This window comes from Candidatus Cyrtobacter comes (assembly GCF_034470605.1).
In the GTDB taxonomy this organism is placed as follows: domain Bacteria; phylum Pseudomonadota; class Alphaproteobacteria; order Rickettsiales; family Midichloriaceae; genus Cyrtobacter; species Cyrtobacter comes.
Window position 1 is genome coordinate 1 of sequence record NZ_JARGYT010000058.1, and the last position, 7846, is coordinate 7846.

At 33.9% G+C, this 7846-nt stretch carries 8 protein-coding genes and 1 pseudogene; 3 read left to right on the forward strand and 6 right to left on the reverse strand.

Annotated features, from left to right (window positions below; all coding sequences use genetic code 11):
* Nucleotides 1-140, forward strand: a pseudogene (locus Cyrtocomes_RS04370) (IS5/IS1182 family transposase); the annotation flags it as partial.
* Nucleotides 141-606: 466 nt separating this feature from the next.
* Here the strand turns inward: Cyrtocomes_RS04370 and Cyrtocomes_RS04375 are convergent.
* The 6 genes from Cyrtocomes_RS04375 to yihA form a co-directional block, all read right to left on the reverse strand.
* Nucleotides 607-1245, reverse strand: a complete 639-nt coding sequence (locus Cyrtocomes_RS04375; RefSeq protein WP_322497982.1) for a FliH/SctL family protein — start codon at nucleotides 1243-1245, stop codon at nucleotides 607-609.
* Nucleotides 1232-2245 carry a flagellar motor switch protein FliG gene (locus tag Cyrtocomes_RS04380; protein ID WP_322497983.1) on the reverse strand — a complete coding sequence of 338 codons (1014 nt, stop codon included), beginning with the start codon at nucleotides 2243-2245 and terminating at the stop codon, nucleotides 1232-1234. Before Cyrtocomes_RS04380 ends, Cyrtocomes_RS04375 begins: the two co-directional genes overlap by 14 nt.
* On the reverse strand, nucleotides 2229-3767 hold the full coding sequence (gene fliF, locus Cyrtocomes_RS04385; RefSeq protein ID WP_322497989.1) for a flagellar basal-body MS-ring/collar protein FliF: 1539 nt from the start codon (nucleotides 3765-3767) through the stop codon (nucleotides 2229-2231). Before fliF ends, Cyrtocomes_RS04380 begins: the two co-directional genes overlap by 17 nt.
* Before the next feature lie 210 nt (nucleotides 3768-3977).
* Nucleotides 3978-4730, reverse strand: a complete 753-nt coding sequence (locus tag Cyrtocomes_RS04390; RefSeq protein WP_322497984.1) for an IspD/TarI family cytidylyltransferase — start codon at nucleotides 4728-4730, stop codon at nucleotides 3978-3980.
* 90 nt (nucleotides 4731-4820) lie between these two features.
* Nucleotides 4821-5384 (reverse strand): rRNA maturation RNase YbeY, encoded by a 564-nt coding sequence (ybeY, locus tag Cyrtocomes_RS04395; RefSeq protein ID WP_322497985.1) that lies wholly within the window; start codon nucleotides 5382-5384, stop codon nucleotides 4821-4823.
* A gap of 226 nt (nucleotides 5385-5610) precedes the next feature.
* Nucleotides 5611-6174 (reverse strand): ribosome biogenesis GTP-binding protein YihA/YsxC, encoded by a 564-nt coding sequence (gene yihA / locus Cyrtocomes_RS04400; RefSeq protein WP_322497986.1) that lies wholly within the window; start codon nucleotides 6172-6174, stop codon nucleotides 5611-5613.
* 58 nt (nucleotides 6175-6232) lie between these two features.
* Here yihA and Cyrtocomes_RS04405 point away from each other — a divergent pair, with 58 nt between their 5' ends.
* The gene (locus tag Cyrtocomes_RS04405) at nucleotides 6233-6514 is read left to right on the forward strand and encodes a hypothetical protein (RefSeq protein WP_322497987.1); all 282 of its coding nucleotides are present in this window, start codon (nucleotides 6233-6235) and stop codon (nucleotides 6512-6514) included.
* 172 nt (nucleotides 6515-6686) lie between these two features.
* Nucleotides 6687-7193, forward strand: a complete 507-nt coding sequence (locus Cyrtocomes_RS04410; RefSeq protein ID WP_322497988.1) for an OmpA family protein — start codon at nucleotides 6687-6689, stop codon at nucleotides 7191-7193.
* The last annotated feature ends 653 nt before the right edge of the window (nucleotides 7194-7846 follow it).

The window sequence follows — 7846 nt, forward strand, 5'->3', positions numbered from 1 at the left end:
AGTATGACGAAGAGTTGTACAAGGAAAGAAATTTAATTGAGTTTAATAAGCTCAAGCATTTTAGGAGAGTCTCAACAAGATACGACAAGCTTGATATTGAATATCTTGGCTTCGTTTTTATAGCAGCAATCTATCTATAGCTAACATAAATGTCGACACTACCTAACCACAGATAGCTCATCTGTAGCAATTCTAACTTGTTATCTTTTAAAATCACTCACATATTTCCCGCTTTCCAAATTTTTATCCACTCTATGAAGGTATGGGCTCCGGCATATTAACTACCTACGCTTGTCATCAGCAAGACACTCACATCCTGAAGTACTACCACCCATTATAAGTTCGTCTGCATTACCAAGCTCAATTAATTTCATATTATAACACCTTAAAATATTAGATTTAAATATAGAACTTCTTATATTCAACATAACTATGCTGATTAAAAAACTCTATATACCTTTACAAGAATAGAAATTATTATGTATATAATCAAGAGATTGTGAAATTTTTATATATAAAAACAAATTATATATGTGCTCAAATTTTTGCAAAGGCGAGCCAAAAGCTGTTCTGAAGAAGCTTCGTTAAGTTTTTTATGCACACAATTTAAATTGCTGATTTTTCTGTAAAGTATGAAGATACAATAGACTCTATTTCCTCTAAAACCTTTTCTTTACAACATAATAACTTTCCATCACCGAAATTAAGTATACAGCTCCCCTTACCTAAATCGCCATTTTCGGAAACATTAATATTAATACCATTTGATGAGAGCATACCCACAATATCACTTGAAAGCCCAAGTGGTACCATTGCCTCAACTATTAGCTCAGGTAATTTTATATTCTCCATTATAAAACTTAATATAATTTCGCTAGACTTACTATCTAACACTGAACCAACAACTTTCTTTGCTATTTCAATTGATAAGCCAGCAAAATCACTCCTAACACTAGATATAAATTCATCAATTCTTGATTGTGCATTTTTAAACTCATCATGTAAGGTAAAGAGCACAGTTTTAATATCTTTTTGATGTGCAATTTTTTCCAGCTCAATACTATTCTTAGTATCAATAACACCACGATTATAAGAATCTTCCTTTATCTTATCTATATCAATCTTCTCTAAAACTGGCGCCTCATCCTCTTTTGAAGCCCTATGAATATCAGCAGATACATCATCCGCTAGAATAACTTCTGTATTGTACTGAAAATCTTGCAAAGAAATCTTACTTATCCTCATTTTGATTAGCTAATTTATGTATGATCCCCTCCCTTATTAAATTCTTAGCAATCTTAGAAATATGATATCTAGCATTCTCCACCTCAGAATGCGCTATATTTCCCAACGAATTAACGTTTTCTAATATAACATTAAATGCTCTTTTTGGCATATTATCGCTAATTATATTAAGTATTTCCTTAGAAGCACCCTTTAGAGCTTTCACAAGCTCGTTTCTATCTATCTCCTTCATTAACGATTGTACGCCTTGAGGATCTAATAACAGTATATCATTGAAGCCAAACATCAAGCTTTTTACCTTTAAGGCTGATTTACTATCGTGCCTTTCTATCATACTAATCAACTCCTCTTCTTTCGGCTTATCAAGATTATCTATTATATCCGCTATCACAGAAACAAAATTCTTGTCATGCTGGTCAAAATCTTCACTCAAGATCTCAAGCCTCAGCGTATCTTCTATGTTATTTAAGACCTCTTTTTTCAAGCCTTTCATGTTTATGGCCTTTTTTACAATACTAAATGCCATATCAGAAGGTATTGCTGAAAGCACCTTAGCGGAAGTTTCTGGACTAATATTGGAGATTACAATAGCGCATACCTGATGACTCTCTTTCATAAAAAAATTAACCAGATGTTTGACTGGCACTTTTGAGAGCTTCTCCCATATATCATTCCTCTTTTTATCGTCTGTCTTTTTTAAGATTAAGTTAACTTGATCATCTGTAAAAAATTTTTTCAAAATTTTCTCGGTATTAGTTCTACCACCGAAAACCTGTCTACCACCATCTAGCTCTAATAAAAACTGCTCAGATACGCTCTCAATTGCCTCCCTATCTATTGTTCCGAGCCTTAACATTGCAGATGAGATTAACGATATTTCATCTTCCTCGAGCTTCTTAAATATAAGTGAAGCAGCCTCATCATCTATAGATAGAATAAGAGCAGCTACTTTTTCAGCACCAGATAGATGTTTTTCTTGCTCGCTATAAAGATTTTTCATTTAACCAACCTCTAATTATAGAAACAGCTGAATCTGTATCCTTTTTTATAACTTCATTTAATTTATCATCCTCATTTGTTTGTGCAAGCTCATCATTAACAGCTTGCTGAGCTAGGCTTTGTTGTTGAAGCCCCTCACCCTCTTCAATTTCTGGAGATGTGAATTTCAAAACCATAGGCTTTACAACCAAATATAACACCAAAATAGCTACTATACCTACTACAATAACTTGCATTATACCCTTGCCATCTCTTCTTAAGAAATCAACAATATCAAAAGAACTTACTTCTGGCTCAGCCAAGTCTATGAATTGAAGATTTAAAACCTCTATCTTATCACCTCTAGATTCATCTATTCCAATCGCAGAAGATGCAAGAGATTTTATCTTACTAATCTCTTCAGCTGACCTTTCTTGATATTGTCTTTTACCATTTTGATCTGTCACATATCTTCCATCAACCAAAATTGCGACAGAAAGCCTTTTTAATTGCCCATATTCCCTTACTTTATTTGTAGTTGTTCTAGATACTTCATAATTTATAATCTCATCTGAACGCCCTTTATTTCTAGAAGCTGTAGGCGGACCAACTTTAGAAGAGAGATTTGGAACATTATTTTCGACACTAACATTATTATTTTTCCTATCTTCTTCTTTCTCATTTTCTTCAGAAATTTTTCTTGACCTAATCGCCTGGCTTTCAGGATCAAATACCTCAGAGTTTATTACCTCATGATCTAAATCTATTTCTGCAGTAGCGTGTACTTTAACCCTTCCATGACCAACATAACTTGTTAGCATTTCTTCAACTGAAGACATTATCTTTTTTTCTATAGAATTTTTGTATTCAATAGCTCCTTGCGACATTAAAAAATCATCCTTTTCTGAATTAATTTTTAGTGGATTACCTTGATCATCTATAATTGTAACATTATCAACACGTAGCTCTGGTACTGCCGTTGAAACCATATGTGCTATTGCCGATATTTCCTTTCTAGAAAGCCTATCTGAGTACTTTGTTTTTAAAATAACGGAAGCAGAGGGGGTACTTGCACTTCTAGAAAATAACTCTTTTTTCGGTATCACAAGGTGAACCCTAGCTGAATTTATTGAAGATATGCTTGAAATTGTACGTGATAACTCGCCTTCCAGGGCCCTAACAAGATTTATATTATAGACAAATTGAGAGGTACCTATCCCATCAGTTTTATCAAATATTTCATACCCCACAATACTACCAGAACTTGGTATACCTTCCTGCGCCAGTGAAAGCCTAATAGATAACATACGATCCGACGGAACAGATATCTGCTTACCATCTCCACTAACATTGTATGGTATACCCATACTACGCAGCCTTTCTACTATCAATGAAGAATCTTCCTGAGAAAGTGAACTATATAATACTTCCATAGGTTGTTTGGAAAATATAAGTATAACGGCCACGACCACAGCAATAGCCACGGAAGATGCCGTTGCTATTATAAAAATTTTATTCTTCCAAAACCTATTTAAAAACTCCACAGTCAAAAAGGAAATTAATTAAATATCAAGAAATTACTTTTAACATAGTAGAACTAAAACCACGTCACTAGTAAGTAAAAATTTATATAGTATAAGAACTAATTGTGCAATTAATTAATATTAGATTAAAGGTAAATCAGCTGTAAGTTGTATATTTATCACATTGTACAAATGTATATATCTACTAAGTGGTAAGTTATAGACGTAATATTAACATGCTGGCATAATGTTTATCAATTTTTCTACCTTATTCATGATTTGCTGCAAAGCATACCATGTACTAGAATTTTTCATCTCTGTAATTTTAGACTCCGCTATAGCTCTTGCCATTTCTAAATCACTTTCGTATGTAATCTTAAAATTCAAAGCCTCCCCATATATAATACCTATCTCAATCCCACTTTTTATAAAATATGAAATATCATCTGTAAATTGATCATAGCCTGGCCTCATATATGCTTTTGCCAACATTGTTGATAAGAACCCCTGAGGCGTTTGTGTAGAGAACATATGATTTCTATCTATTAGGTCTATATTTCCACCCTCAATCCTTTTAATAGTATCAGATATTGGCATAACTACATCAACCACATCATAAGTATTTAAAAGATCATTAACGGCCCTAATTATTTTAGTACTAATAAACGGCCTTGCCGAATCATGTACTAATACCTTTGCTGATGATGTACTATTTAGAAAGGATATTGCATTCGCTACAGAATCGGCCCTTTTTTCACCACCTCTAATTAAATGGAAAGTTATATCATGCTCCTCAAAAGAGATATTAGCACAATGCATAATATGGGAAGGTAGTGTAATACACACGGTATCAAATAACCCCGTTTCTATAAACGAGTAAAGAGGCCAAAAAAGCACCCTAATACCAGCAAGAACCTCGAATTGCTTAATACCATAAGCATACCTCAAAGAAGAGCCTGCGCAGAGTAGTATTAAAGTGGACATTTTGAGCAAGGGCTAATTATAAAATTATAATAATAGAAGAGACACTCAGTCTCCTCAACATAGCAAATAAAGTTCCAAAATCTTACCTAATCATGCATGATTATCAATATTATCAGCCAGAACCGCGCCATCTACTTTAACACTAGAGTATGGGCAAGAAAATCCAAGAGATATCATTATATCAGATTCAAGTTGCTCCATAAGCTTAGCCTCCTCATTTAAAACATGGTCATAACCAAATAAATGCAGTATGGAATGGACAATCATATGTGAAAAATATTCCTTAAATGATTTGAGAAATTCAATACTTTCACAGCTAACCCTCTCATAACTCAATGCTATATCACCAATAAAATCCCCCCCCATAGTGGCGCGCAACTCACTTGAAGAAGGAAACGATAATACATTAGTTGGCTTATCTTTACCCCTAAACTCCTTATTTAACTGCCTCAGCCTCTCATCATCAGAAAGCAATACAGAAATACGAAAATTCGGCTTAAGCTTCAGCCTTTTAGCGACAGCCTCAGCAAGAAGCTTTATTTGCAATTCAATCTGATGTTGATTTGCAAAACACACAGAACAGAGCCAACTAGGCGAATCTATAGATAATTCTACAACAGGGAAAGCGCTAGAACAGAACGAGTCTGAATCCATACATCAATATTAATTACTCTCACACCTAGTATTATAACATCTAAACCACGCCCTATCAATATTCATTGCTAATTGTAATAATCTAGATAATTTCTATATAGTATGATGTATAAAAAACAACTGCTTATTCAATAAAATTGATGAGGAAGTTATTCAAATCAGCTCACTTCGCCTAATATGATATTATAGATGTAGATTTATTTCATTTCTTTAAATTACCCATCAATCATAAAACGCGTGATGTAATCATGTTTCTTATTTTTTTTATCCCATCACCGCTTCTACTACTTGTATATATCGCCCTATCTCTTGATACATGAGCAAATATATTTTCTTCCAATATGTGATTTTCTTTAACCTTCTCTATCTTTGTAAATGTAATAAAGAAATTTAAACCAACTTCTTGTAATGATTCTATCATCTTAATATCAGATTCTTTTGGTTCAATTCTAAAATCAATTAGCAAAAAAAGGACAAGCATGTTTTTGCTGTTTAATATATAACTAAGTATTAAATCTGAATATTCATGCATAGATTTAATACCAGATCCTGAATACCCATATCCTGGCAAATCAACCAAAACCGATTTTCCATACATAAAAAAATTTATTGCCGAAGTCTGGCCCGGAGTTTTCGAAGTTTTGACGAGTGAAGAATTATTGGTTATTTTACTTATAAGGCTGGATTTTCCAACGTTAGATCTTCCAATAAACGCAAATTCCGGTATATCCAAATTTGGAAAATCTTTCGGGCTTTTAGCACTTTTTATGAAGTATATATTACTAGACATTTCTACAAATCTTTATTGACAGAATGAGTATACCCAGATATCAATTACTTTCAAATTTTTGAATTTTGCTTGGTCTATGTCTAGTGCATCCAAAGCCTCTAAGGCACCTAAAACTTCTAAAGCTTCTGCATCTAAGGGCTCCAAGAATGAGATTAGCAATAGGGGGGCAGCAACAGTTTTGAAAACATATGGTGGTAGGACTGTAGAACCTGTTAGATACGCAGGTAGCATAATTGGCCACGGTAGTTACATGGCTGCACGTTTTCAGGATGATGGATCTTTGGTACTAGATTCTTTGGGCGTTCCTGTACCTTACAGAAATATACAACTTCCATCTTAATAATAAAAAGTGTACATTAAGAAATGTGGCACTAATTTTTCATGCTCGTTCTGATTTACCCTTTTGTTAACTTCTAGCCACTCATTTGTGAATATTTTTTAAAGTTACTTGACTGATAAAGAGCAAGGTAATAGTTTCTTGCGTTAGTATACTTGTTTTCACTCTTTGTGTGATGTTTAAAAGTTTGTTTATGTCCTCTGTACTGATTCTATCTCTTGCTGCTTGTACTAAAAAGGAGCAGGGTGGTACAGATGGCGGTATTTCTAAGGGTAGGTTATATGAGGACAGTTACAGCCCATCTGGTAGATATAGTGAGTATGTTGAGGCTGTAAAATCTACTGGTAGTAAAGTTTATTTTGATTTTGATAGCAACAGACTTAGTGATGAGGCTAAAATTCTTCTTAATGAGCTTGCCTTGTATATGAATGAAAATCAAGGAAGGAGATTTATGATAGAAGGGCATTGTGATATAAGGGGTGAACAGTCTTATAATATTGCTCTTGGTTATAATAGAGCAAGTGCTGTTGTGGAATACCTAAAAAATAGAGGTATCGATGGAAGCAGGCTTGTTGCAATTTCTCGTGGCAAAGAAGAACCTGAATTTTTAGGCTCAACCCCAGAGGCTCATGCCAAAAATCGCAGAGCCCGTATCATTGAGCTACGTCCGGAAGAAAATTAATACCACATTTAGTGGGCAATTGGGGGCAACACATAAATGTATCATTTATGTGTTGCTTCTCATCAGGCCTTTATGGAGTTTTTATATTGCACCGCTTTTTTAAAAGCTAATAAGTTTGAAAAAGGTGTTAAAAGAGGCAGGCCTAGCTGTATAGTACTAGATTATGGTGAGTTGGATTAGTTATAAGATAGGTCACACACCGTCAAATTACCGCACATTTATTATAAAAATATGAATCCATTAAATGTTGTTATTGGCAATTGTATGAATCCACAGAATTCAGCTCCATAAACTCTTTAAGCGCGCCGCGCTCTACTTGAACATTTATCCATTAGCTAGATACTTTTGTTAATCTATATTCAATATTATACAATAAATTAAGCTTTGCCTAAGTGACATTTAAAAGAAAATACCAACATCATACAGATTTTGGCAAAAAAGTCATAACATATGTAAATAGATGTATAATCATTTAAAATTACATTGATAAAATTGCTAGGTCCATGGCTTGCTCTAAGCTAGTGATATTACATAATAAGGCATTATCATGCATACATAGATAGCGCCAAATCTCTAAACCTCCACATAGCCATCCTGAGCATGATTGGGCATTTAGAGTAACGCTTTGTTCTTCTGGTTAATCGGGCCAGCAT

Bases quoted from the DNA above. Each gene is read 5' to 3' on its own strand.
- Cyrtocomes_RS04375 (WP_322497982.1), bottom strand. From the start codon at position 1,245: ATGAGGATAAGTAAGATTTCTTTGCAAGATTTTCAGTACAATACAGAA.
- Cyrtocomes_RS04380 (WP_322497983.1), bottom strand. From the start codon at position 2,245: ATGAAAAATCTTTATAGCGAGCAAGAAAAACATCTATCTGGTGCTGAA.
- Cyrtocomes_RS04390 (WP_322497984.1), bottom strand. From the start codon at position 4,730: ATGTCCACTTTAATACTACTCTGCGCAGGCTCTTCTTTGAGGTATGCT.
- ybeY (WP_322497985.1), bottom strand. From the start codon at position 5,384: ATGGATTCAGACTCGTTCTGTTCTAGCGCTTTCCCTGTTGTAGAATTA.
- yihA (WP_322497986.1), bottom strand. From the start codon at position 6,174: ATGTCTAGTAATATATACTTCATAAAAAGTGCTAAAAGCCCGAAAGAT.
- Cyrtocomes_RS04410 (WP_322497988.1), top strand. From the start codon at position 6,687: ATGTTTAAAAGTTTGTTTATGTCCTCTGTACTGATTCTATCTCTTGCT.